A 26,870-nucleotide genomic window follows, 5' to 3' on the forward strand; every position below is an offset into this window, starting at 1 on the left:
CAGCTTTATTTAATGTTATGATAGATTTATGAATGATCTGTGACCTTTAAAAATAATAACTAGTATCACATAAAACAATGAGTATTTTTCAAGACATATATGATGTAATTGTAGTTGGTGGTGGTCATGCGGGTAGTGAAGCTGCAGCGGCTAGTGCTAATATGGGCTCTAAGACCTTACTAATTACCATGAGCTTACAAAATATCGCTCAGATGAGTTGTAACCCTGCTATGGGTGGTATTGCTAAAGGACAAATTGTTAGAGAGATTGATGCCTTGGGTGGTTATAGTGGAATTGTTTCTGATAAGTCTGCTATTCAATTTAAAATGCTGAATAAATCTAAAGGACCTGCTATGTGGAGTCCAAGGGTTCAGAGTGATAGAATGCGATTTGCTGAAGAGTGGAGAAATATGTTGGAGCAAACTGAGAATTTAGATTTCTTCCAGGATATGGTCAATGGTTTGATTGTAGAAAATGGAAAAATCACAGGTGTAAAAACGGGTTTGGGATTGACTATAAAGTGTAAGTCGGTTATTTTAACAGCAGGTACTTTTTTAAATGGGTTAATACATATTGGTGATAAAAACTTTGGTGGAGGTAGAGCAGGTGAAAAAGCTTCAACAGGTATCACTGAAGATTTAGTAAAGTTAGGGTTTGAATCTGGTAGAATGAAAACAGGAACACCACCCAGAGTAGATGGTAGGTCTTTAGATTATTCTAAAATGACAGAGCAACCTGGAGATGTTAAACCAGAAAAATTCTCATATACAAAGTTAACAAAACCATTAGTACATCAAAAGTCTTGTCATATGACTTATACGAGTCTTGAAGTACATGACTTGTTACGGACTGGTTTTGATAGGTCTCCAATGTTTAATGGTAGAATACAAAGTATTGGTCCAAGATATTGTCCTTCTATAGAGGATAAGATTGATAGGTTTGCAACCAAAGATAGGCATCAAATGTTTATTGAACCTGAAGGATGGAATACTGTTGAGGTCTATGTAAATGGTTTTTCAACTTCTTTACCTGAAGATGTTCAAGCAAAAGCATTACGTAAAGTTGCAGGATTTGAACATGTAAAGTTTTTTAGATTTGGTTATGCAATAGAGTATGATTATTTTCCTCCAACACAATTAAAGCATACGCTAGAAACTAAACTGGTGGAGAATTTATATTTTGCAGGTCAGATTAATGGAACTACTGGTTATGAAGAAGCGGGTTCGCAAGGTTTAATGGCGGGTATTAATGCGGCTTTAAAAATACAAGAGCGTGAGCCATTTATATTAAAACGTAGTGAAGCGTATATAGGCGTTTTAATAGATGATTTGATCACTAAAGGTACAGAAGAACCTTACAGGATGTTTACGTCAAGAGCGGAGTATAGAACTTTGTTAAGACAAGATAATGCTGATTTACGATTAACACCAATGTCTTATGAGATAGGATTGGCGTCAATAGAACAATTAGATCGCGTTCATGAAAAGCAAGAAAAAACAGACTTGTTTGTTGCTTTTCTTAAAGAGACAAGTATAAAACCCGAAGATGTAAATCCAATCTTGATAAACAAAAAAACGGCTGAGGTTGATCAGTCTATGAAGATGATTAAATTGGCTTCTCGACCACAATTAGATTTTGATGATGTAAGACAGTTCCCAGGTGTTAATGATTTTATTATTGATAATATTATTGACGATGAAATTGTTGAGCAAACTGAAATTCATGTAAAATATGCTGGTTATATAGAAAAGGAAAAGAACAATGCTGATAAACTGAATAGGCTAGAAAACATTTCTATTCCTTCGGATTTTGATTATCATAAATTGAAATCATTGTCTTTTGAGGCTCGCGAAAAATTGTCAAAAATTCAACCAACGAGTATATCTCAGGCAAGTAGAATTTCTGGTGTTAAACCAAGTGATGTTTCTGTATTGTTGGTTTATATGGGTAGATAGTTAAATAAACATTCTTATCATATATTATTGAGTATTGGTTGTACCATTATTAATCCATATAATTACTAAGGGTTCCACGTGAAACAAAATTCTAAAACTAATTTAAATTCTAAAACTTTAAAAAAGGAAGTTGTTTTAAAACAGAATCTATCCATGTTAAGTAGGTTTTTGTTCTCTTGCCATTTCTGTTTTTTATTATGATGTTGAGTGTCTTCAATAGGTATTTTTTATTGTTTAGTTTGTTATGCATTCCGGTTTTAGGTTTGAATTATAAGTATGTAATTAAAAATAATTTTGAAAATAAATTAGTAATTAGAACGTACATTTTTCCGTTCTTTTCTCAAAAGAAAACGTTGTTGTATCCAAATTATATTTCCATAGTCCATCAGGGTTATAAGGAAGCCAGAGGTTGGATGTGGTACCCTACAGTTTTTGGTGAAGATCGTTACAAACTGTATGTTATAAAGTTCTTTGATGGAAATAAACAAGATACAGTCTTTAAAACTTCTAACAAAAAAGAAGCTATTCGAAAGGCTAATGAACTTTCAAAATTATTAAAAGTAAAAATTCATAACACATTAAAAGCATAGTTCCACGTGAAACAAATATTAAAATCCCCAATCAAAAACAATACATTAGAACCTTATATTTCTTGCGAAGACTATACGGTTTCACATGAAACATTTTCTATTAGTATAGATAAGGAATCTGAATTGTTGGTAACAACGCCACAACCAAAAGAAGAAGATCTAGGAAAATATTATGAAAGTGAAGACTACATTTCGCATTCGGATACAAAAAAATCTGTTGTAGATAAATTATATCATTCAGTTAGAAGTTACACCATAAAGAAAAAGGTAAAACTTATTAATTCTTTAAATGCTGATGAAAAAACTATTTTAGATATTGGTGCTGGAACGGGTGACTTTTTAGCCGCCTGTAAAAATGATGGATGGAAAGTTACAGGGGTTGAGCCAAACGAAAAAGCGGTAGAACTATTGAATTCCAAATTAGGAGGCTCTAGAGTTCAAATTTTTTCTGATATCAATGAATTGAATTCTGAATCTTATGATGTCATAACCATGTGGCATGTGTTAGAACATGTTCCAAATCTGAAAGAATATATTGCCAAATTAAAATTGCTTTTAAAACCAAATGGAACATTAATTGTAGCCGTTCCAAATTTTAAAAGTTTTGATGCAAATCATTATAAAGAATTTTGGGCAGCCTATGATGTGCCGAGACACCTTTGGCATTTTTCTAGAAAATCTATCTCAGATCTATTTGGGCAAGAAAACATGAAAGTAGAAAAAGTACTGCCAATGAAGTTTGACTCTTTTTATGTTAGTTTACTTTCGGAAAAATACAAAACAGGAAAGTCAAACTTAGTAAAGGCATTCTGGGTAGGATTAAAGTCAAATAGTAAGGCGAGATCCTCTAAAGAGTATTCATCTTTGATTTATGTGATAAAAAACGCTTAATATTTATTTTAAGAGGTTTTAAGCTCTTTTGCCGCTGTTAATGGTGTTACATTATAAACCTCGACAGAAGCTCTTTAAAAAGATAGTGTTTTAAGGTCGCTTTCTATAAATAGTACCTATAAGTATTCAAAGTCTTATAAATTATACTTATAACATTAATTTTAGATATAGAGCGAGGTTATTTTTATATATTTGCCAAAATTTAAAAGAAACGTAAAGAATGAAAAAATTAGTAATTGTAGTTATCGTTGCACTTGGATTATTCTCTTGTCAACAATCTGTAAAAATCGCTTATGTGGATGTTGAAGAAATAATGAAAGAATATAAGGGCACTAAAGAAACTGAAGCCACTATGAAAGTAAAGTCAGATAAGTTGAAGGCTGAACTAGATAGTTTAATTTCTAATTGGCAAAACAAAGCTAAAGTTTATCAAGATAATATTCAGAAAATGTCTGCAAATGCTAGAGCCGAAAGAGAGCAGGTTTTAATGCAAGAGCAACAGCAAATAAATCAACGTCAACAAGTTATACAACAACAGGTACAAGCTGAAGGTCAAGAAAGTTTAGAAGCGTTGTCAAAGGAAATTAATGATTTCGTAAAGACATATGCTCAAGGTAAAGGCTACAATTTTGTATTAGGTACTACTGGAAGTAATGGAACAGTAATGTATGGTGAAGAAAAAGCGGATATTACTGACGATGTTTTGGTACAATTAAACAAATCTTACAAAAATAAAGAGTAATTTCAAACTACTTATAATCAACACGTTAGGCCTGATAATTTATTTTATCAGGCTTTTTTTTGTTAATAAGTTGTTGATAACAAATACTTAATTATAAAATCTGTCGTTATGAATAAGCTAACAGAACTTAGATTTAATAATGAAGAAATTTATATTATTTACAACGCTATTGTGTTTTTCAATTTCAGTTTTTTCACAAACTGCTGAGAGTAAGTATTTAATAAAATACTTAGAAACCAATACTACACAACCAGATTATGGTGTAACTTTTTTAAGTGACAATCAGTTTATATACAAATCTCCAAACACTGAAAAAATTAGTACGAATAGTTTGAAGCTATCTGAATCAAATTTATTTTTGGCAACTTTAGGTGAAGAAGGAGACATTGTTGAGAAAAAACAAATCCAGGGATTACCAACAAATAAGGTAACAAAAACTGGAGCGTCTTATAGTTCAGATTTAAGAACTGTTTACTATTCAGCTAAGAAATATAGAAAGACACCTAAGAGAAAAGATAAAGAGCAATTGTTTAAGGCTGAAGTTGATGCTGAAGGAAATTGGATTAACGTTAAAAAATTACCATTTTCAAATGATCGTTATTCTTTTGGGGAACCTTCTTTAAGTAAAAGTGGTAAAGAGTTATATTTCACGTCTGATATGCCTTCTTCATTAGGTGGGTTAGATATCTTTATGGTAGCCATAAATGATGATGGTAGTTTTGGAGACCCTATTAATATGGGCAATAAAATTAATACTTCTGGAAATGAAGTGACACCTTATATTACTGAAGATTTAACATTATACTTTTCATCTGACAATCATAAAGACGGATTAGGTAATTTAGATATCTATACGATTGATCTAAAAAATCCAACGGCCATTGCCAAACATTTAGATGCTCCAATTAATAGTTTAAATGACGATTTTGCTTTTATTATTAATGGTAGTGATAGTAAGGGTTATTTTTCTTCAAACAGATTACAAGGTCAAAACAATTATGATATTTATTCTTTTTTAGTTGAAAAAACAAAAGAGGATGGTCCTTGTGTTCAAGAAATTACGGGTATCGTAAAAGATAATGGTACACAAGAAATAATTGAGGATGCAATTATTACATTATATGACGGAGAAAATGCAGAAATTGAAGAGTTTAGAACAGATGCTGATGGTATGTATTCTATAACCCTAGACTGTAATAAAACATATACAATTAAAGCAGGAGCTAAAAATTACAATACGGAAGATCATATTGTGAATACAGCTAATTATTTAGAAGCACCAACGTTGGAAGCCAACAAATTTTTAATTAAGAAATCAGCTGAAGAAATTGAAAATGATAATACACTAATAGGTTCAATTGAAGATGAAGAAACAGTTATCGCTGTAGCTGAGGAAATCAAGGAAGTTAAAAAGAGTATTGAAGAAGCAGAAGAAAAGGAGGCTTATAAAGAGGAGGTAGAAACGATGGCTAATGTGGTTGAGACTGCTACTTCTGCAGAAGAAGATGAAGCTACCGTTGAAGCTGTTTATTTCGGATTTGACAAATCAATTATTACAGCTAAGGCAGCTAGAGAATTAGATAAGTTAGGTGATATATTAAGGAATAATAAGAGTATTCATGTGGAGTTATCATCTTATACAGATTCAAGAGGTAATAGTGATTACAATTTAAAGCTATCAGAACGCAGGGCAAGAGCATCAGCTGATTATTTAGTATCTCAAGGTATTGATAGAAGCAGAATAAAAGCGAAAGGGTATGGAGAAAGTAAAATGGTGAATAAATGTATAGATGGAATTGAGTGTAGTGAAGCTGCACATGAAAAGAATAGAAGAACTGAAATTGCATTTATAAATCCACAAGCTTCAATAGAAAATTTTGATAATAATTCAGTAAGTGATCAAACCGAAATTTTCGAAGAAAAAGTTAAAGAGTCAGTTCAAAAAGTTGTAGAAACTTCTAGTTATAATGAGACAGAAAAAATAGAAACTTTGATAGAAGAAAGTGATGATATAGAAGAAGCAATTGAGCCAGAAATAGAAATTGTAAATGTAACTTCTACTCCAGTTAATAGTTTATCCGAAAATGATAAACCAATTATAACTGAAGAATTAAAAGAAGATGTAGTCATTAAAGAATCTATTATTGAAAACAAAAAAAAAGAGGAAGTATTAGTTTCTGAATCATTAACTAATAATGTAACCACAACTAATGAAATAGAAAATAAAACAAGTGCCTTAAATGAATCTAATCCTGAAGAGGAAACTTTAAGTGAAGAAGCAAAATGGTTAAACAATGAAATTGAAAAAAGTAACGAAGACTATAATTCAATAGAAGCTGAAAAAACGGAGAAAAAAAAACCTCAGTTGATAGTACCAATAACGGAAGAAAATCAGAAAACCTCAGTTAAAAATGAACCTATCGATGAAGATATTAACAAATTAGTTGCCACTGCTAAGGCTGAAGAAAAAGTAGCGGAAAAGTTTAACTTTGAACGTGAAGATGCCCAAACGAAAAGTGCAATTAGTACAACTGATCCAAACGACTTGTTGGCCGATTTAAAAGCTAAACGAGAATCTGAGGAAAATGATATCAATCAATCAGAAGTAAAGCAAATAGAAAAAAAAGTAACAGCAGCAATTGAGCCAACAACTAAAAAAGAGGTAGTTCTTAAAGCTAGTGAGGTAAGTGTAAAAGCCATGCAAAGCAAAAGAGGTAAATATGTTGAAACGTATAATGCAAAAAAGATAAATGCATTGCGTGTAATTTTTAGAATTCAACCGAACACAAAAGCCGTTAAGGGTTACAAAGATGCTTATGTTGTTATAAAATCGCCACAAGGAAAAATAGTCAATGAAAAAGGTGTATTTACTTTAGAAAATGGAGATAATCAACCATATACGGATTTAACTACACTTTATTATAATAAACAAAGTATTAAGGCGGTAATGTTCATTGATAAAATAGTGCATAAATTCACTAAAGGAACATATACTGTTAATATTTTTATTGACGGGGTAGATGTAGGGGAAAATGTTTTAACGCTATCTTAAAATATAAACACCAAATACAGTTACCATAAAGTAAACTACAATGGTCATAGCTCCTGCGTAATCCTTTGCAACCCGCTGACCGAACAACAACATTAATAATATTTTTGAGGCTATTACAGCGGCTAATAAGCCTATTGTAGTACTTTCAGAAATATATACTTGTATTATGCCTACGATACTTAAAAAACCTACAATTACTTCACTTACCAAAATGATAATTAGTAATAACGGCACACTATTTCTTAGAAATGTTTTTGCAAAATGATCTTTTAAAAAAGATACATTTCCTTGCCAATCTGTTATTTTGTCTATACCAGATTGTAAAAAGGTAATGGTAATAAATACTAAGATTAAAAGTTGTGGGGCAAATTTTATACCTGTGTTATATAGGTTTTCCATGGTTATTGGTTTTAATCAAAGATAAGGAAAAAACCCCCATTTTTCAGGGATGCAATAAACCCCGCCATTCATGTATCAAATTGTACAATAATCATTTAATTTTGGGGTTATATAGTACTATTGTAGCGTATACGCAGTATTCTAACTTAACCCTTTTATAATGAAGTTCTTAAATCGTATTTTTAGCCTATTCTTATTATTGATAATTGTAATATCATGTAAAAAAGAAAATCCCCAAGAAGATACTGATAACCTTTTTAAATTTAAAGATTATATTTATTACACTACTTCAGGTGTTGTCTCTGTTACTGAATCTTTACAAATAGGTTTGGCGAAAGAAGTGGAAGGTTGGGAGCCTGATACAGAAATTTCAGAAGATCTTATTACGATATCACCAGCTGTAAAAGGAAAATTAAAGGCATTAAATTCTAGAACATTTGTTTTTAACCCGGATGAAAATTTAAAACCAGATACCGAATATACAATAACGGTAAACCTTTCAAAAATGTACTTAAACTTGCCATCAGAGTTTAAAGAATACACGTTTAAGTTTAAAACAATTAAACCAAATTTTGCTTTAAATACAAATAACTTACAATCATATAGTAAAGAATGGCAATACATTGAAGGTGTTTTACGCTCTGCTGATGTAATTCCATTAGAAATAGTAGAAAAATTAGTTAGTGTAACTCAAAATGGCAAACCATTGTCCGTAAAATGGTTGCCTGTATCACATAATTCTTCGGTATATCAATTTAAAATTGATAGCATACAACGATTAAAAGACGATTCAGAAATAGATATAAAATGGTCAGGTAAAGAAGTTGGAATTGATAATGTAGGTGAAGCAAAAAGAGTTATCCCTGGTATTAGCAATTTTTCAATCGTGAATGCAGATGTAATTCAATCACCTGAACAACATTTAGCATTAAATTTTTCAGATCCAATTAAAAAGCAACAGAATTTTAAAGGTTTGGTTGCAATAGCAGGAGCTCAAAATTTAAAATATGTAGTTGATGGAAATGTATTAAAAGTTTATCCAGGAACACGATTAAAGGGTAATGTACAAGTAGATGTTTTTTCTGGTATAACCAATGTATACGGTTTTAAATTCAAGAAAAAATTCTCGGAACAAATTGCTTTTGAAGAGCTAAAACCAGCGGTTAAATTAATGAGTAATGGTGTAATTCTGCCAGATTCAAAAAATTTGCAACTCAATTTTGAAGCCGTTAATTTAAAAGCGGTAGACATTAGAGTTATAAAAATTTTTGAGAACAATATTTTACAATTCTTACAAGAAGAAAATCTTAATGGTATTAATAGTTACAGTATAAGACGTGTTGGTCGTCGTGTAGCTAAACAAACCATGACGTTAATAAAATCTGATATAGAAAATGACGGTAAATGGAAAACCTATGCTGTAGACCTTTCTAAGATGATTAAAGCAGATCCTGGGGCGATTTATAGAATTGAATTAAGTTTTACCCAAGAGTATGCTTTAAATACTTGCGATGGAAGTCAATTGGTTACTAACGTTGAAACTGAAGATTACGATGCGTATTTTGAAGAGGATGATTATGATGATACCAACCTTGCCGAAGATGAATTAGAAGAACGCGAAGAACAATATTGGGATAACTTGATTTACAATTATAAAAACCACAGATATTATAATTGGGAGGATAGAGAAAACCCATGTAAAGAGGCGTATTATTTTAATGAAAATAATATTGCTACGGCTAATGTAATGGCAACCAATTTAGGTGTTATTGCCAAAAAAGGAGTTGATAAATCGTATCATTTTGCCGTAACAGATATTTTAACAACCACTCCTATTTCTGGTGCAAAAATAGAATTGTTTAATTTCCAACAACAAGAAATAGGTACTGTAAATACGGATAGTCAAGGCTTTGCCTTATATAAATCAGAAAAAAATGCCCATTTTGCGGTGGTCTCACATTCTGGACAAAAAACTTATCTTAAACTAAATGATGGTTATTCACTATCGTTAAGTAAGTTTGATGTTTCGGGTAAGCAATTACAAAAAGGTTTAAAAGGTTATATTTATGGTGAGCGTGGTGTTTGGAGGCCTGGAGACAGTATTCATTTAACTTTTGTATTAAACGATGTTGCAAATCCGCTACCAAAAAACCATCCTGTTAAGTTAGAAATTACAGATCCTCATGGTAAATTAACGCATAAATTAATTGATTCTGATGGAGAAAATGGCTTCCATAAGTTTACCGTCGTCACGGATGAAACGGCTGCTACAGGTAATTGGAATGCTAAAATAAGTGTAGGTGGAGCCAATTTCTATAAAGCTTTAAAAGTAGAAACGGTAAAGCCAAATCGTTTAAAAATTGCCATTGATTTTGAAGATGAAATTTTAACCGCCAATAAACCTATTGACGGAAAACTATCCGTTAAATGGCTTCATGGTGCAGATGCTAAAAATTTGAAAGCTGATGTAAAAGTCAAATTTACAAGTACCTCAACAGCTTTTGATAAGTATCCAAATTATGTTTTCTCTGACCCAACTAGAAAATTTACTCCAGAAGAAGTAACCGTATTTGACGGAAACTTGGATGCTGAAGGAAATGCAAATTTGACAAAAAAACTGAGTTTTAATAGTAAAGCTCCAGGTATGTTAAGGGCGTCATTTTTAACGAGAGCATTTGAAAACGGTGGCGACTTCTCCATTGACGTCATTTCAAAGAATTTTGCACCTTATGATGCTTTTGTGGGCTTACAATCTCCAGAAGCGAAGGCTTATGGTTCTTATTTTACGGATGAAGATGTTGAGTTTGATCTAGTGACGGTTAATAACCAAGGGAATCCCATTGCTAAAAAAGGAGTTCAAGTAAAAGTATATAAAGTAGAATGGCGTTGGTGGTGGAATTCGTCTTATGACGACTTAGCATCGTATGTAGGTAGTCAATACCACAAACCAATTTTAACCAAAGTAATTAATACTTCTGCTAATGGCAAGGGCACTTTTAAAATTAATGTACCCGATGAAGAGGGTGGAAGATACCTCATACGCGTATATGATCCAGAAAGTGGTCATGCAACAGGTAGAACGGCTTATTTTTATAAAGATTGGTGGAAAAGACCTGCTGGTAGCGATGCTTCTGGGGCTACAATGTTGGTGTTTTCATCTGATAAGACCGATTATAATGTAGGTGAAAAAGCAAAAATTACCTTCCCATCAGGAACAGTAGGTAGGGCTTTAATCAGTATAGAAAATGGAACGGAAGTTATTGATCAAAAATGGATTAAAACCCAAAAAGGTGAAACAACAACTGAAATTGACATCACAAAAGAAATGGCTCCTAATGTGTTTGTAAACATATCATTGTTACAGCCACATGCTTCAACAGCAAATGACTTGCCAATTCGGATGTATGGTGTAATTCCGTTGATGGTTAAAGATCCCAATACAATTTTAGAACCTCAAATTTCAATGCCAAAAGTATTGAAACCTGAAGAGAAATTTACAGTTAAAGTGAGTGAAAAACAAGGTAAACCAATGACGTATACCTTAGCAGTCGTTGATGATGGTTTATTAGATTTAACACGATTTAACACCCCAAATGCTTGGGATGAATTTTATAGTAAGGAAGCACTAGGTGTAAAAACTTGGGATATTTTCGATTATGTAATTGGAGCTTATGGAGGAACAATTGCACAAATTTTCGCCATTGGTGGCGATGAAGATGCAGGACCTAAAAAACCTAAAAAAGCGAATAGATTTAAGCCTGTAGTTACGTATTTAGGACCTTTTACATTAGATAAAGGAAAAACAGCATCACACGAAATACAAATGCCTAAATACATTGGTTCAGTTAGAACAATGGTTATTGCTGGTGACAATTCTAAAGAAGCTTATGGAAGTGCTAGTGAAACGACTCCTGTTCGTAAACCACTTATGGTATTATCTTCCTTACCAAGGAAGTTAAGTCCCGGTGAAAAAGTGACACTACCTGTTACTATTTTTGCAATGGAAGACAAAGTAAAAAGAGCGAATATAACTTTAAAGCTGAGTGATGGAATCACTATTGTTGGTGAACAAACGCAATCGGTATCTTTTGATAAACCAGATGAGAAAATGGTATATTTTGAGTTAGATGTTAGTAAAGCTCAAGGAATTGGTACTATTGAAGTTTTAGCATCTGGAAATGGAGAGAAATCATCTTACAAAGTAGAAATTGATGTTGTAAATCCCAACCCGGTAAGTTCACGTTCAACGCAAGTAGTTTTAGAACCGAATGCATCTCAAAATATTGACTTTACTAGTTTTGGAGTACCAGGAACAAGCTTTGCTTACGTAGAGTTTTCTACCTTGCCTCCGATGGATTTTACAAGAAGGTTACAGTATTTAATTCGTTACCCACATGGTTGTGTAGAACAAACTACGTCAAGCGGTTTCCCTCAATTGTATTTGACAGATATTTTGGACTTGACTTTTGATAAAAAACAAGAAATTGATAATAACATTAAAAAGACAGTAGAACGTTTGGGCAGATATCAAACTCCAAGTGGCGGATTGAGCTATTGGATGGGACAAAACAATGCCAATGATTGGGGTACAAGTTATGCGGGCCATTTTATGCTGGAAGCACAGAAAAAAGGGTATGTAATGCCTTTAACCTTTATGAACAATTGGTTAAAATATCAACAAGAAGCTGCTAGAAATTGGAGAGCAAACGCTAGACGTTACAATACGGATTTAGCACAAGCATATCGTTTATATACCTTAGCTTTAGCGGGTCATGCTGATTTAGGTTCAATGAACAGATTACGTGAATACAACCAACTTTCTAACGATGCAAAATGGAGATTGGCAGCGGCGTATGCCTTGGCAGGACAAAAAGAAGTGGCTAAGAAAATAGCTCAAACAGCAAATATCCATTTTGAAACGAATACGTATGATTATTATACGTACGGTTCAACGAACAGAAATAGAGCTATGGCAATGGAAACCATGTTATTGACTGACAATCCAAAATCGAGAGAATTGTCCGAATATTTAGCAAAAGAATTGTCAGCTGATCGATGGATGAGTACGCAAACAACAGCTTACAGTTTATTGGCGATGTCAAAAATGGTAGAAATTGGTGGAGGTAAAGATTTGAATGTAGCATTCAGTAACAATGGAACTAAAAGTGATGCTGTTAGTACTAAAAAATCTATTGCCCAACGAAAATTGAAGATTGTAGATGGTGCTAATAGTCTAAAAGTAACCAATAAAAAAGCGAATACGGTTTATGTTACCGTGTTGAATTCTGGAATTTTACCGTTGGGAGAAGAAATGGTAGAAAAGCGGAATTTAAGTGTGCAAGTAGTATATAAAGATACTGACGGAAGACGTATAGATGTTACAAAATTAGCTCAAGGAACCGATTTTACAGCTACAGTAACCGTGAGCAATTTAAAATACGAATATGTTGCTAATATCGCGTTAACGGAAATTTTCCCTTCTGGATGGGAAATTATAAATACTCGCTTCACTGATTATGGTAATTCTACCACAAGTCAGGCTAATTTCACAGATATTAGAGATGATAGAGTCAATTTCTATTTTGATTTAGAAAGACAAAAAACGAAAACATTTACTGTGCAATTGAACGCTTCTTATTTAGGTAAATATTACTTGCCAGGTATACAAGCAGAAGCCATGTACGACAATGATTATTTTGTGCGAGACAAAGGACAGTGGATTCAGGTAATTAAATAATTGCCTTACTTTTACCTAATAATATAACCTACAAGGTCTTTTGGCTTTGTAGGTTTTGTTTCTGCAATTGAAAATGCACAATGAACAAAATAATTTCCTTAATTAAAACCCATAAAATCAAGAGTGTTATTATTGTAACACTTTTAATTTGGTATTATTTTTCATTACCAAACGAACTATTTTCGGAGCCTACATCTACAGTTATTGAAAGTAAAGACGGACAATTATTAGGAGCTCAAATTGCAACGGATGGGCAATGGCGTTTTCCAAATTCAGATAGTATTCCCATAAAATTTTCAGCTTCGATTGTTGCTTTTGAAGATGCTTATTTTTATAAACATCCTGGGTTTAATCCTGTTTCTATTGCAAAAGCTTTTTGGCAAAATATAAAATCAGGAAGTGTAAAGCGTGGTGGTAGTACCTTAACACAACAAGTAATTCGTTTATCACGAAAAGGTCAACGTAGAACGTATTTTGAAAAGTTAATTGAGATTATTCTTGCAACGCGATTGGAGTTTCGCCGTAGTAAAGATGATATTCTAGAATTGTATGCCGCAAATGCTCCTTTTGGAGGAAATGTAGTGGGTTTAGATGTTGCTGCTTGGCGTTATTTTGGCAGAAACCCAAATGATTTATCTTGGGCGGAAAGTGCAACACTAGCTGTGTTGCCAAATGCACCAAGTTTAATTTATCCAGGTAAAAATCAACAACGATTATTAGAAAAGCGGAATAGGTTATTAAAAAAAATATTTGATGATGGCACGATCGATGAATTGACATATGAATTGGCTATTCAAGAAACACTACCTCAAAAACCGTTTCCTTTACCACAAATTGCTCCACATTTGTTGCAAGCTGCACATAGTGAGCATAATGGTAAACGAGTTAAAACATCCGTAGATAAAGCCTTACAGCAACGTGTAAATACTATTGTTAAGAACAATTACAATACACTACAACAAAATCAAATTTATAATATAGGTGTATTAGTATTAAATGTTAAAACGAGACAAGTAATGGCTTATGTGGGTAATGCTCCCACAGATAATGAACATCAAAAAGATGTAGATGTTGTTGATAAACCGAGAAGTACAGGTAGTATTTTAAAGCCATTTTTATACGCTGCAATGCTTGATGCTGGAGAAATTTTGCCAAACACCTTGGTGGCAGATGTTCCCACGCAAATAGCGAGCTATAACCCCAAAAATTTTAATTTAGAATACGATGGTGCCGTACCTGCGAGTAGAGCCTTGTCAAGGTCTTTAAATGTACCTGCAGTTAGAATGTTACAGCAGTTCGGCTTGGACAGGTTTCATCATTACGTACAAAAATTAGGCTTAACAGATATTAAATACAATGCCAATCATTATGGACTTTCACTAATTTTGGGTGGTGCTGAAAGTAATTTATGGGATTTATGTAAAAGTTATGCTGGCATGTCATCAACCATTAATCATTACGAAGAAACCAGTGGTAAGTATTACACCAATGAGTTTGTAAACCCTACTTTTCTCTCAGATACAGAAGTCGATTTTGGAAAATTATCTACCGAAAAAACGATATTTGATGCAGGGTCTATTTATATGACTTATGAATCATTAAAGGAAGTAAACAGACCTCAAGGAGAAGAAAACTGGGAATTTTTTGATTCCTCAAAAGAAATTGCTTGGAAAACAGGCACTAGTTTCGGATTTAGAGATGCATGGGCAATAGGATCAACCAAAGATTATGTTGTTGGCGTATGGGTGGGCAATGCTGATGGTGAAGGGAGACCAGGATTAGTTGGCGTTTCAACTGCGGCTCCAATTTTGTTTGACGTTTTTGATATTTTACCTAGAAGTAAATGGTTTACCAAGCCATTTGATGAGTTAGAAAAAATTCCTGTGTGTGCTCAAAGTGGGTATAGGGCTTCTGAAATTTGTGTGCAAAAAGATTCTGTTTTTGTACAACGAGCTGGATTAAAAACCAAGGCTTGTCCCTATCATGTATGGGTACATTTAGACGAAAGTGAACAACATCAGGTAAACTCCTCTTGTTACCCTATTAATAAAATGAAACATACCTCTTGGTTTGTTTTGCCCCCTTTAGAGGCGTTTTATTACCAGCGTAAAAACCCTTCTTATAAGAACCTACCTTCATTTTTACCAGGTTGTTTATCAAGTAATAAGGCGGTAATGGACTTTATTTACCCCAAGGAATCTGTGAAAGTATTTTTACCAAAAGATTTTGACGAAAATACCAATCAGTTGGTTTTTAGGCTTGCTCATAATATACCAGATATAAAAGTATTCTGGTATTTAGACGCCAATTATGTGGGCACAACCCAAACTTTTCATGAATTGGCATTGCGTCCAAAATCAGGGAAACATATTGTTACTGTTGTTGATGAATTGGGCAACGAAATTAAGCGAGTAATTGAAATTACAGATTAACTTTTATGTAAAATACTGAAAATGTAGTATCTTGCCATTAAATAACTCTAATTGCAACCCCTAACCCATGTTAAAGACAGTAATTGTTGATGACGAAATCAATGCACTCGAAGCTTTAGAATGGAAATTAAATCGTTATATTGATGACATAGAAATTATCAAATGTAATGACCCTAAAGAAGCCATAAATACAATTGATAGAGAGAAACCAGATTTGGTTTTTTTAGATATTGAAATGCCAGAAATGGATGGATTTACTCTATTACAACAATTATCCTACACCAATTTTGATCTCATATTTACTACCGCACATGATGAGTTTGCTTTAAAAGCAATAAAAGTTTCTGCTATTGATTATTTGCTAAAGCCTGTAGATAAAGATGAATTGATTACCTCAGTTCAAAAAGTAAGAGTGTCTAGAAAAGAAAATGTAATTGAAGATAAATTACAATCTTTGTTTTCAAATTTGAAAAGGAAAAATGATAAGATTAGTATTGCAGCTGATGGTAAAATTTCATTGTTTGACAGAGATGACATTGTAATGTTAAAAGCAGATAAAAGCTACACTACTGTTCATTTAAGTGATAAAAGAACATTATTAGTGACTAAAACGCTGAAAGAAGTTGAAAAGAAATTTAATTATCCTGAGTTTTTTCGAGTTCACGCGTCCTATTTGGTTAATATGAATCATGTAAAAGAATTTTCTAAAAAAGATGGAGATGTCTTAACGTTGATTAATAATTTAGAAGCTTCTGTTAGTAGAAACAAAAAAAATGAATTGTTGGAAAGGTTTTTCTAATCATTTAATTTTCCCATTAGATTTATAAAAACGCCCCTTTATGCTATTTGAATTAAGTTCTGAATTATACGCATGGATAAGAGGAGGTTTGTTGTTTGCCGCATTATATAGCTTTATATTCTTCATTCTAAATAAAAGAAAACAATACCTTTATTACAGTTTATTTTTACTTTGTTTTTTCCTATACTATCTTAAAAATATTAGCAATGGTAGGTTCGATTTAATTTATGAGTATATAAATTACCCCTTATTACTTTTAGGATTGGCTTCTTATATTGCCTTTGGTAGAGATGTTTTAGAAACAAAAAAGAAAATCCCAGAATGGGATCGGATGATTGTTTTGGCCATGCGTTTTACTTTTATAATAGCATTCGTTTTTATTGGAATTCAATTCTTTTTTGGTCATAACTATCAAGAAAGGGCATTCATATTTTTAATGCCTATAATTGCTGTATTTTCTGTACTTACCTATTTTGTTTTAACTAAAATAGAGGGTAAGCATGTTACCTATTTTATTATTGGGTCCGTATCTTATTTGACGTTGGCAATTGCGGCATATTTATTAAAAATGGCATTTGATAATGAACATTTTATGGGTATGCAGCCCAAATTATTAATGTATTTTGGTGCATTAATAGAAATGTTAATGACAGCCTTGTTAATTGGTAATAAGTTAAAAACATATGAAAAAAATAAAATAAAAATTGAAAAGGAACTGATCATAAAAACAAAGGAAATGAATGATCTAAAAATGACCGTTTTGCAAACTCAAATGGATCCTCATTTTTTGTACAATTCATTAAATTCTATTAATAACTTTGTATTACAACATGATAAAGAAAAAGCATCAGATTATATTACAAAATTTTCTAGGTTAATACGCGAAGTACTCAAAAATTCTACCAGTTTAACAATACCATTAGAAGATGATTTAGGCATTTTAGGTTTATATATAAAGCTAGAACAAATGCGGATGATTGGTGGCTTTGACTATGTTGTAACTATAGATGAAGGTATCAATTTAAGAGATATTCAAGTACCACCGTTATTTATGCAACCTTATATTGAAAACGCTATTTGGCATGGGTTTAATACAAAAAAGGACTATAAAAGAATAAGCCTTTCTATTTACGATGAAGAAGACAATATACGGTGTGAAATAATAGACAATGGTGTAGGCATAAAAGAATCACAAGCTAAACGTGCAAAATATAAATCGGATAGAAAACCTTTTGGATTAAAAGCTTCAGAAGATAGAATAAAGCTCTTACATGAAAATCAAAAGGTATATGTAATTATTGAAGATATTTCTGATCATAATAATACGGGTACAAAAGTTACAATCAAATTTCCCAAAAAGATACTTTAACAGGCTTTATTCAATTCAAACTAACGCTTTCAGGTATATTTTTGTCCTAATTTTGCAATCTTTATTTACCATTTACTGCTAAAATCTTACCGTTTATTAATCTTTTCAGTTCATTCATTGAATTTAATTCATGCAAACAAAAACATAGCGTAAATTTGAGATATAAATATTATTACGTGGAAACCCAATGTCTATAACATCATTCTCTAAACCATCAGATGCTGAAGTATTAAGCAATGTAGACACTAAAGGAAAAGTATTAGGTTTTGTAGATGAAGGTATGGTATTGCAAAATGCAGATGAGACGCGATACGTTAGGATGGTTAAAATAAAATTGGACGCAGAAGAAGTAGTACAAAACATTGTGTATATAAAAACGGGAACTGATTGGGTTTTTAAAAAAACAGAAACCATTGCCGTAATTTCACATCCATAAAAAACAAAGTGACTGATTCGTATAAGGGAAAATTACTATGAAAAGGAATGATTTAGAGTTATTCCAAAAAAACCTCAAAATGCTATTAATTTGAGGTTTTTTTATGCCTTTTTTAGAAAGTTGTAAGAATTCAAAATTGTTTTTGTTCTAGTTATTATTGAATATCTTTGGCAGAAATCTATTCGTAATGTTAAAGAGATTAATTTTCTTATTTGTGTTGATGTCTAACTTGCCTAGTTGGTCACAAACTGATTTTAGTTCAAATTGGGAAGATTTTTACTCGTATAATAATGTAAAAGATTTTATTAAGGTAGAATCAAAAATATATGCAGTAACTGATAATGCTGTATTTATTTATGATACCGTAACCCAGGAGGTTGAAAAGTTATCTTCTGTTCAAGGGTTATCTGGAGAAACTACGTCTAGTATATATTATAGTAATATTCATAAAAAACTAGTTATTGGCTATCAAAATGGCTTATTAGAAATAGTTGATGACAAAGGTAAAATTACCTTGGCTACAGATATTCAACGTCTGAGTATAACAGGAGAGAAAGGGATAAATCACATAACAGAATACAATGATAAGCTCTATTTTTCAACACCTTTTGCAATTGTCGTTTATGATATTGATAAATTAGAATATCAAGATACTTATTTTATTGGAAATAATTCTTCAACAGAAAATATAAACCAAATCGCCATTTATAACGATTTGATTTATGCGGCTACAGAAAATGGTATTTATACAGCTGATGCAAATAGTAATGGATTAATTGATTTTAATAATTGGCAACAACCTCAAGGTGATTTTCAAGGTGATTTTAAGACCATTTCCGTTTTTAATAATGAGCTATTTACATCAAAATTTAGTGGGTTTTATAAAATTGTTGGAATGGGCTTACAGCTAATCAATTTTTTACCAGATAACATTTTACAATTAAAAGCGTCTGAGAATTATATTACAGCGGCAACTCAAAAATCTGCTTATGTTTATAATTCAGCATTGTCACAAGAAGTAGTTGCAAATACTACGGTAGAATATGACTATATTTTACAAGCGGCTTTTGCAGAAGACAATTCCATTTATCTAGGCACAACGGAATTTGGAATTTTAAACCGGAGCTTTTCAAATGGTATCGAACACAATGAAATCCATCCAGAAGGTCCAATTTCAAACGATATATTTTCGATTACCTCAGAAAATGATCACATATGGGTTGTTTATGGAGGCTATAACGATGCATTTACACCTCAACAGAGTGAGCGTCCGATAAGTCATTTTAATGGCTCAGACTGGGTTAATATACCTTACAGCAGTATAGCTCCTGTTAGAGATTTAGTGCACGTAACGGTAGATCCGGATAATATAGAGAAAGCGTATGTCAGTTCGTTCGGACAAACATCTGAAGGTCAACTCGGTGCCACGGGTGGAATTTTAGTAGTTGAAAATGATGAAATAACAACTTTTTGGAACCAAACCAACAGTGGGTTAGAAGATTTAGCTCCAGATAATCTTAATTACAGTAGTGTTCGAATTAATGGTACTGCATTTGATAATCGTGGAAATTTTTGGGTAAGCAATTCTTGGGTAAGCAATAGATTAAAAAAAAGAAGCCCTAGTGGGGCTTGGAGTGAGTTTGATCTGAGTTCAATTATTACCAATGGAGCTTTCGGGTTAACCGAGTTAATAGTTGATAGAACCAACAGTATTTGGATGGGCTCTAGACGTAATGGTGTGTTAGTTTATAATGAAACAGGCGATAGAAAAAGAGCGTTAGTTACAGAAGCTAATAAAGGCTCTTTACCTGATCCAAATGTTAGAACGCTGGCCGTTGATCGTAACAATAGAATTTGGATTGGTACAAAAAAAGGCCTAGTTGTTTATTTTAATGCAGGTAGTGTTTTTGACGATGCTATTTACGATGCTTCTTCAATAGTTGTTGATGACGATGGTATTGCTAAAAAATTATTAGGAGATCAATCTGTAAGTTCTATTGCCATTGATGGGGCTGACAATAAATGGTTTGGTACGGATACGGGTGGAGTGCTAGGTACAAATTCATCGGGGCAAGAGACTTTATTCAATTTTAATAAGAATAATTCACCTTTACCGTCTAATAAAATTATTAAAATTAAAGTAGATAATAGCAACGGTAAAGTGTTTTTTGCAACGGATAAAGGCTTGGTGGCTTTCAATAATAATGTAGCTCCATTTGGAGAGAATTTGGGCGAAGTATACGCGTATCCAAATCCCGTAAAAAAAGAGCATTCTTTTGTTACTATTGATGGAAGAAATGGTACGCATTTACCCCGTGGTACAAATGTAAAAATTTTAGATGCCTCGGGGCGATTGGTTCATGAGACCAACGTAGTTGAAGGTCAAGAATTAAAAGGAGGTAAAGTAATTTGGAACAAAACTAATTTGGCGGGCAGAAAAGTTGCTTCGGGTATTTATATAGTGCTTCTAACAATTCCAGACAAGTCAGAAACTTCAATTACTAAAATAGCTATAATTAATTAAAATGCTAATTACAAGCAAAGCAATTGTACTTAATGCCATTAAATATGGCGACTACGATCTTATTGTAAAATGCTATACAGAACAAGGTTTACGGTCTTATATGGTTAAACGAATCTTTAAAGCGACAAAAGGCAAGTTGTCTCCTGCATTTTTTCAACCACTAACGCAATTGGAAATAACAGCTAATTACAATAATAACAGGTCGTTACATTTTATAAAGGAGGCTAAAATTAGTACGCCATATACCACCATTCACAATAATGTTATTAAACAAACCATGATGGTTTTTTTATCTGAAGTACTCTCTCATGCTTTAAAGGAAGAAGAAGAAAATCAGTCGTTGTTTAGTTATTTAGAAACCGCCTTTCAATGGTTAGATAGCCATTCAGACACCCCTAATTTTCATTTGGTGTTTTTGATGAATCTCACTAAATATTTAGGATTCTATCCTGAAAAAGGTAACCAATTTTTGTATTTCGATTTAAATGAAGGAAAATTCACAAATCACATAATATCAAAGTTATACATTTCTGGTAAAAATTTAGATTATTTTAAAGCACTACTCGGCACAAATTTTGATGTAGAGAATGAGCTAAAACTTAATAAAACGAATAGACACGAATTACTGGAAATTCTAATCCAATATTTTGAATTACATTTACCAGGATTTAGGAAACCGAGATCTTTAGAAGTTTTAAAAGCTGTGTTTAACTAGGTCTTTTATAGGCCTTTAATAAAATTATAATCAATCTATATTAACGAATTAAAACAATTAGATTGGTAAAATTAATAGAGATGAAGCGTTTTTTATTACTTATTTTAATCTTTTCTTATTTTACTTCAAATGCACAAACAATTACTGTTTTAGATGAAGAAAGCAGATTCCCAATTTCTAATGTGGCCATTTTTAATGAAAATAAAACAAAACATGTAGTTTCAGATAAAGATGGAAAGGCCGACCTTTCTGTTTTTAAATTTAATGATATTTTATCTTTTACTCATTTTTCGTACATAGAATATGAAGTTTTAAAACGGCAAATTACTACCGATAAAATTATTTTGAAAAGTACTGAACATTCTTTAGATGAGGTTTTTTTATCCTCATCAAAAAGTAAGGAATCACGTAATCGAATTGCGGAACAGATAGATGTTTTTTCAATAAAAGATATTCAAAAAATTTCTCCACAGACTTCGGCAGATTTGTTAGCTGAAATGCCTGGTATAAAAGTACAAAAATCACAGTTCGGTGGTGGAAGTCCTGTATTACGAGGTATGGAATCAAATAGAGTGTTATTGGTAGTTGATGGTGTTCGTATGAACAATGCCATTTATAGAAAAGGACATTTACAAAATTCTATTACGGTATCGCCAACAATGTTAGACAGAACTGAAGTCATATTCGGTCCTTCGTCCGTTATTTATGGGTCTGATGCTTTAGGAGGTGTAATTCATTATTATACTAGAAAACCAACGTTAAGCAATAAGCCTAATATAAATGGAGCTGGTTTGATGAGGTACAGTACGGTAAACAATGAATTTTCTGTACAGGCGGGAGTAGAACTCTCTTTTAAAAAAATAGCGAGTTACACGAGTATTTCTCACAGTAAGTTTGGTGATTTAATGATGGGGAAAAGTCGAAATCATGGTTTTGATGAATGGGGTAAAGTGTATGAATATTCCAATAATACAAATGATTATTATAGTGAAACACCAATAGCTAATTCTAATCCCAATTTGCAAAAGAATACAGGATTTGATCAAACTGATTTTTTACAAAAATTACTTATTCCACTTACTGATAAATCAAGTTTGAGTTTAAATTTACAATACAGTACTACTTCTGATATTCCCCGTTTTGATAGGTTAACAGAAAGAAGAGATGGCGAGTTGCGATATGCAGAGTGGTATTATGGGCCACAAAGTAGATTTATGGTATCAACCCAATTGGAGCTCAACCCAGAAAAAAAATGGATGAACCACGGTTTGATAACATTGGCTTATCAAGATATAGAAGAATCTCGTATAGACAGAAAATTTAACAGTCTAGATAGGTCTTATAAAACAGAAAATGTAGATATTTTTAGTTTAAATGCAGACTTTTCTGTGCCCTTAACAAAAACAAAAGATCGTATTTTATCTTATGGTGGTGAACTTACGCATAACGATGTAGGCTCTAAGCCTGAAGGAAAAACGTTGGCTGTTAGTGGGAATACAATTACCGGTTATTCAGGTTCTTTTGCAGTACAATCTAGGTATGCCGATGGTGGAAGCACTTATTCTACAGCTGCTACCTATGTAAATTATCGTCAAGACATTAGTAAGACTTCCACGTTAAATTCAGGAATTCGTTTTACATATACAAATTTAGCGGCTACTTGGATAGATAAAACTTTCTTCACGTTACCAGATAATGATATTACCATCGATAATTCAGCGGTTACAGCAACATTTGGATACATCTTTAAACCGGCTACTAATTGGCAATTTAATGGTGTTTTATCCTCTGGGTTTCGTTCACCAAACTTAGATGATACCGGTAAAGTACGCGAAAAATCAGGAGATGTTACGGTACCAAATATTAACCTAAAACCTGAATATGCCTACAATGCGGAATTGGGGATTTTAAAATATTTTAACAAGAAAAAATTCTATGTTAGCGGAACGGTTTATTATACATTGTTAGACAATTATATTACTCGCGAAAGTTTTATGTTAAACGGTAATACAACGATGATATATGAAGGAGAAGAGGCTAATATCGTTGCTAATGTAAATAAAGATCAAGCCTATATTTATGGTGGAACATTTGATATAAAAGGTACAATTTCTGACCATTTAAGCACACGGGCTTCGGTAACCTATACTAAAGGCAAGGCTTATGACACTGAAGAGCCGTTATCGTCTATTCCTCCATTATTTGGCATGGTAGAATTAAGTCACGAAAAAGGTAGATTTAGTAGTAGTATTGATTTTAAATATAATGGTAGAAAAAGACCAGAAGATTACAATATTTCTGAAGGTATTGACCGTTATGAAGATACACCCTATTTAGCCGATACAGATTCTTATTATGGAACACCGGCTTGGACAACCTTAAATATTAACTCAAAATACAAGTTTTCAAAAAACTTAGATTTTATAGTTGCCGTTGATAATATTTTTGACACACATTATAAAGAGTTTGCTTCTGGTATTAGTGCACCAGGTCGTAATTTTTCTTTTACGTTGTTAGGGAATTTTTAAAAATGTATTATCTTTTGCTTTTCTATTTTAGTTAAGTATCAATTTTTAAAAGAAACAACTAACAAAAAGAATTAATGAAATGAAATTTACCTTTTACATATTCCTTTTGAGTTTTACTTTTGGTTTTGGTCAAAGTGTAATCGAAGGTTCCGTTTTACAAGCTGACAATAGTCCTCTTCCTTTTGCTACTATTAAAATTCTAAGTAATAATTCTTATACCATTACTAATGAAGATGGAAAATTTGAAATTACAGTAAGCCAATTATCAGACAGCATAGAAGTTACTTTTATTGGTTTTGAAACAAAACGAGTTGCAGTATCTTATTTTCAGAACGAGCCTAACCTTTATTTAAAAGAGAACATTAATATATTAGACGAGGTAACCGTTGTTGCCGTAAAAAATAAAAATTATGTTTTTGATTTATTGAATAGTTTGGTAAAGAAATATCAAGCAAAGCAATCGGTTATTCATAGCAAAGCATATTATACGCTAACTTCATCTGCTGGAAATGTACCAATTGAACAAGTTGAAGGATTTTATAACTGTGAACAAAGTTTATCTGAGGGAATAATAAATTTAAAAATTAAGAGTGGTCGTTTTGGTCAAAGTAAAACTTTTCCTTTTTATAGTTTAGATAACACAAAAATTTTAAGTGATTTTCAATTTTTTGATAAATCCAATCAGATATTACCGTTTTATCCTGGTAACATGTCAATCGGAACTATCAAAAAGAAATACAATATTAAAATCGATGAATGCAATAGCTGTAAAGATAATGAGATTATGATTTCTTTTGCACCTAAAAAAGCAGACGGAAGATTTTTTTCAGGTACTATATTATTTGATCGGGAGCGATTAATCATAAAAAAAATAGATCTTTGGATAAGCAACCCTGAAACAAAGGAGTTAATATCAATAAATAAAAACGTTAACATTAGGACCGATGGGATAATGCTCGAAATAGCGTTTAATCCATTAGATTTTGAAAAAATTCAATATTTAAACTTTAATTTTTACTTAACGTATGAATCTGGAAAATCAAAAGAAATTATAGAGTCCAGATCTTTTGTATATTTTTATGATTACAATACTTCTTTTTCAATGCCATCTTTTGCAAATCCAATTAGTTTTAATAATGACTACGATAAGATTGTTGCAATGCAAGCAATGGATGATTTTTGGGAAGCCAATTTCCAATTTCCTAAAAGTATAAAAGAAAGGAGATTTACTTCTTTTATGGAAGAAAATGGTTATTTGATTAATTATGACAATACCATTTCTTCTGACAATATCAAATATACCAACTCATCTGTTATATCATGGAACAAAAACAATAGGCTTCAATGGAATAGTATTAAACAGAACCTTATTACCTTAAATAGCACCTCTAATACCTTAACAAATACTCCATTTAAATTAGCAAATGGGGGTAAGGTAAATCTTACCAGTTCTGAAATTACTAAGAATAGAAGTTTCAATAACAAAAGTGAAAAATATGTTTTTAATTATATGTTAGACCTATATAAAAATAAAAAAGGCGAAGACAAATACGTAATTAAAACAATATTCGATAGGGGTTCCTCTTTTTGTGAAAATGATCGCACAAAAAATAAATTGGTTTATCTTAATATAGCTTTTGATATTTACGAATATTATGCAACTCTTTTGGAAATTCAACTTGCTAATAATATAACTTTTGAAGAAGCCAAAATGGCTTGTAAAACAAAGTTTGACGAAGCTTCTTTAATTGTAAAAAAAATGAAATCTGAAACAAAATTGGGATCAGATTATCAAAATTTAACAAAGTGGAACAATTATATTAAGCAAAAATTAAACATTGATAATTTTAAGACTGTAAATTAATTTTTTCAAATAATATCATTACTTAAGAAGATTTTTTAGTGCCAATGGTCTAAATTTTTCTTTCAGTTTTTTTGAGGAATTTTTAAGTTGTTATAAATTCCAAGACTTGTTTTCTTCTAAAGAATTAATGACTATATTTGTAAGTGTCGCTTAACATATTTAACAATACCTATCACTTATATTCTTTTTTAGATCTGTTAAGTAGTCTTTTTATAGCTCTATGAAAAATAATCTAACAGATAAATCTCTTGAAAATTGCAATAATATATTAATAGTTGAAGACAATCAATTGTTATTAGATGCAATTGAAATGATGATAAAATTATTGCCTGTAAAAGATTCATTACCAACGTTTCAAATTCAAAAAGCTTTTGATTATGAAAAAGCAATGGTTAAAATTTTAGAAATCTCAAATCAAGGACATTTAAATACGGTTATTTTAGACATTAATCTCGGTAAGTCAAAAAAAGGTGAACGAAAGTCAGGCCGAGAATTGGGTGTTTTAATAAGAAAGCATGCTCCTAAAACTAAAATTATTGTTTTCACATCTCATAGTGATGCACTTGAAATTAATGCGATACTAAAAGGCATTAATCCTGAAGGATTTTTAATAAAAGATGGTAGTACTGATCATAATATGTTTCAAGAAGTAATTCTAAACGTTATCAATGGCGAAACATACTATTCAGATGCTGTTTTAAAAATTATTCAAAATAAAACCCGAAACAAGTAGCATTTAGCAAAAGGGAGTAAGCTAAACGGTACTCATTAAGGGTCAATAATAGTACTTCTTAAATTATTTTACACCATTCAATCCCCTTCCCTTGGTGAAGGGGA

Annotated in this window: 16 protein-coding genes; 15 read left to right on the top strand and 1 reads right to left on the bottom strand. The window is 31.9% G+C overall.

The features are described 5' to 3' along the window. The first annotated feature begins 83 nt into the window (after positions 1 to 83). The 5 genes from mnmG (at position 84) to FF125_RS21725 (ending at position 7,230) form a co-directional block, all read left to right on the top strand. A complete protein-coding gene (mnmG, locus tag FF125_RS21705) occupies positions 84 to 1,955 on the top strand; it encodes a tRNA uridine-5-carboxymethylaminomethyl(34) synthesis enzyme MnmG (RefSeq protein WP_138952679.1) in 1,872 nt (623 codons plus the stop codon). Between the two features lie 263 nt (positions 1,956 to 2,218). Beyond that, positions 2,219 to 2,545 (top strand): hypothetical protein, encoded by a 327-nt coding sequence (locus tag FF125_RS21710; protein ID WP_138952303.1) that lies wholly within the window; start codon positions 2,219 to 2,221, stop codon positions 2,543 to 2,545. A gap of 6 nt (positions 2,546 to 2,551) precedes the next feature. Beyond that, the gene (locus tag FF125_RS21715; protein ID WP_175418985.1) at positions 2,552 to 3,436 is read left to right on the top strand and encodes a class I SAM-dependent methyltransferase; all 885 of its coding nucleotides are present in this window, start codon (positions 2,552 to 2,554) and stop codon (positions 3,434 to 3,436) included. A gap of 220 nt (positions 3,437 to 3,656) precedes the next feature. Beyond that, positions 3,657 to 4,178, top strand: coding sequence for an OmpH family outer membrane protein (locus tag FF125_RS21720; protein WP_138952305.1), 522 nt, complete (start codon positions 3,657 to 3,659; stop codon positions 4,176 to 4,178). 139 nt (positions 4,179 to 4,317) lie between these two features. Next, the gene (locus FF125_RS21725; RefSeq protein ID WP_138952307.1) at positions 4,318 to 7,230 is read left to right on the top strand and encodes an OmpA family protein; all 2,913 of its coding nucleotides are present in this window, start codon (positions 4,318 to 4,320) and stop codon (positions 7,228 to 7,230) included. Here FF125_RS21725 and FF125_RS21730 read toward each other — a convergent pair. Beyond that, positions 7,222 to 7,629, bottom strand: a complete 408-nt coding sequence (locus tag FF125_RS21730; RefSeq protein ID WP_138952309.1) for a DoxX family protein — start codon at positions 7,627 to 7,629, stop codon at positions 7,222 to 7,224. The two genes, FF125_RS21725 and FF125_RS21730, sit on opposite strands and share 9 nt — an antisense overlap. A 160-nt stretch (positions 7,630 to 7,789) precedes the next feature. On the opposite strand from FF125_RS21730, the gene FF125_RS21735 reads away from it, so the two are divergent. From FF125_RS21735 to FF125_RS21780, 10 genes are all read left to right on the top strand, one after another. Then, a complete protein-coding gene (locus FF125_RS21735; RefSeq protein ID WP_138952311.1) occupies positions 7,790 to 13,366 on the top strand; it encodes an alpha-2-macroglobulin family protein in 5,577 nt (1,858 codons plus the stop codon). Between the two features lie 80 nt (positions 13,367 to 13,446). Next, entirely contained in the window at positions 13,447 to 15,798 is a 2,352-nt protein-coding gene (gene pbpC / locus FF125_RS21740) for a penicillin-binding protein 1C (RefSeq protein ID WP_138952313.1), read from the top strand. A 67-nt stretch (positions 15,799 to 15,865) separates the two neighbouring features. Further along, positions 15,866 to 16,597, top strand: coding sequence for a LytR/AlgR family response regulator transcription factor (locus FF125_RS21745; RefSeq protein ID WP_117880162.1), 732 nt, complete (start codon positions 15,866 to 15,868; stop codon positions 16,595 to 16,597). A 40-nt stretch (positions 16,598 to 16,637) separates the two neighbouring features. Further along, positions 16,638 to 17,966 carry a sensor histidine kinase gene (locus FF125_RS21750; protein WP_138952315.1) on the top strand — a complete coding sequence of 443 codons (1,329 nt, stop codon included), beginning with the start codon at positions 16,638 to 16,640 and terminating at the stop codon, positions 17,964 to 17,966. Between the two features lie 187 nt (positions 17,967 to 18,153). After that, positions 18,154 to 18,402: a hypothetical protein gene (locus FF125_RS21755; protein WP_138952317.1), complete on the top strand. Its 249-nt coding sequence runs from the start codon at positions 18,154 to 18,156 to the stop codon at positions 18,400 to 18,402. 187 nt (positions 18,403 to 18,589) lie between these two features. Then, the gene (gene porZ, locus FF125_RS21760) at positions 18,590 to 20,926 is read left to right on the top strand and encodes a type IX secretion system anionic LPS delivery protein PorZ (RefSeq protein WP_138952318.1); all 2,337 of its coding nucleotides are present in this window, start codon (positions 18,590 to 18,592) and stop codon (positions 20,924 to 20,926) included. Position 20,927: 1 nt separating this feature from the next. Further along, positions 20,928 to 21,641: a DNA repair protein RecO gene (gene recO, locus FF125_RS21765; RefSeq protein WP_138952320.1), complete on the top strand. Its 714-nt coding sequence runs from the start codon at positions 20,928 to 20,930 to the stop codon at positions 21,639 to 21,641. An 80-nt stretch (positions 21,642 to 21,721) separates the two neighbouring features. Further along, on the top strand, positions 21,722 to 24,169 hold the full coding sequence (locus FF125_RS21770) for a TonB-dependent receptor (RefSeq protein ID WP_138952322.1): 2,448 nt from the start codon (positions 21,722 to 21,724) through the stop codon (positions 24,167 to 24,169). A 79-nt stretch (positions 24,170 to 24,248) separates the two neighbouring features. Further along, on the top strand, positions 24,249 to 26,033 hold the full coding sequence (locus tag FF125_RS21775; protein WP_138952324.1) for a carboxypeptidase-like regulatory domain-containing protein: 1,785 nt from the start codon (positions 24,249 to 24,251) through the stop codon (positions 26,031 to 26,033). Positions 26,034 to 26,253: 220 nt separating this feature from the next. Further along, positions 26,254 to 26,766: a response regulator gene (locus tag FF125_RS21780; RefSeq protein ID WP_138952326.1), complete on the top strand. Its 513-nt coding sequence runs from the start codon at positions 26,254 to 26,256 to the stop codon at positions 26,764 to 26,766. Positions 26,767 to 26,870: the final 104 nt, after the last annotated feature.

The sequence above is a fragment of the Aureibaculum algae genome (assembly GCF_006065315.1).
GTDB classification, from domain to species: Bacteria; Bacteroidota; Bacteroidia; order Flavobacteriales; family Flavobacteriaceae; genus Aureibaculum; species Aureibaculum algae.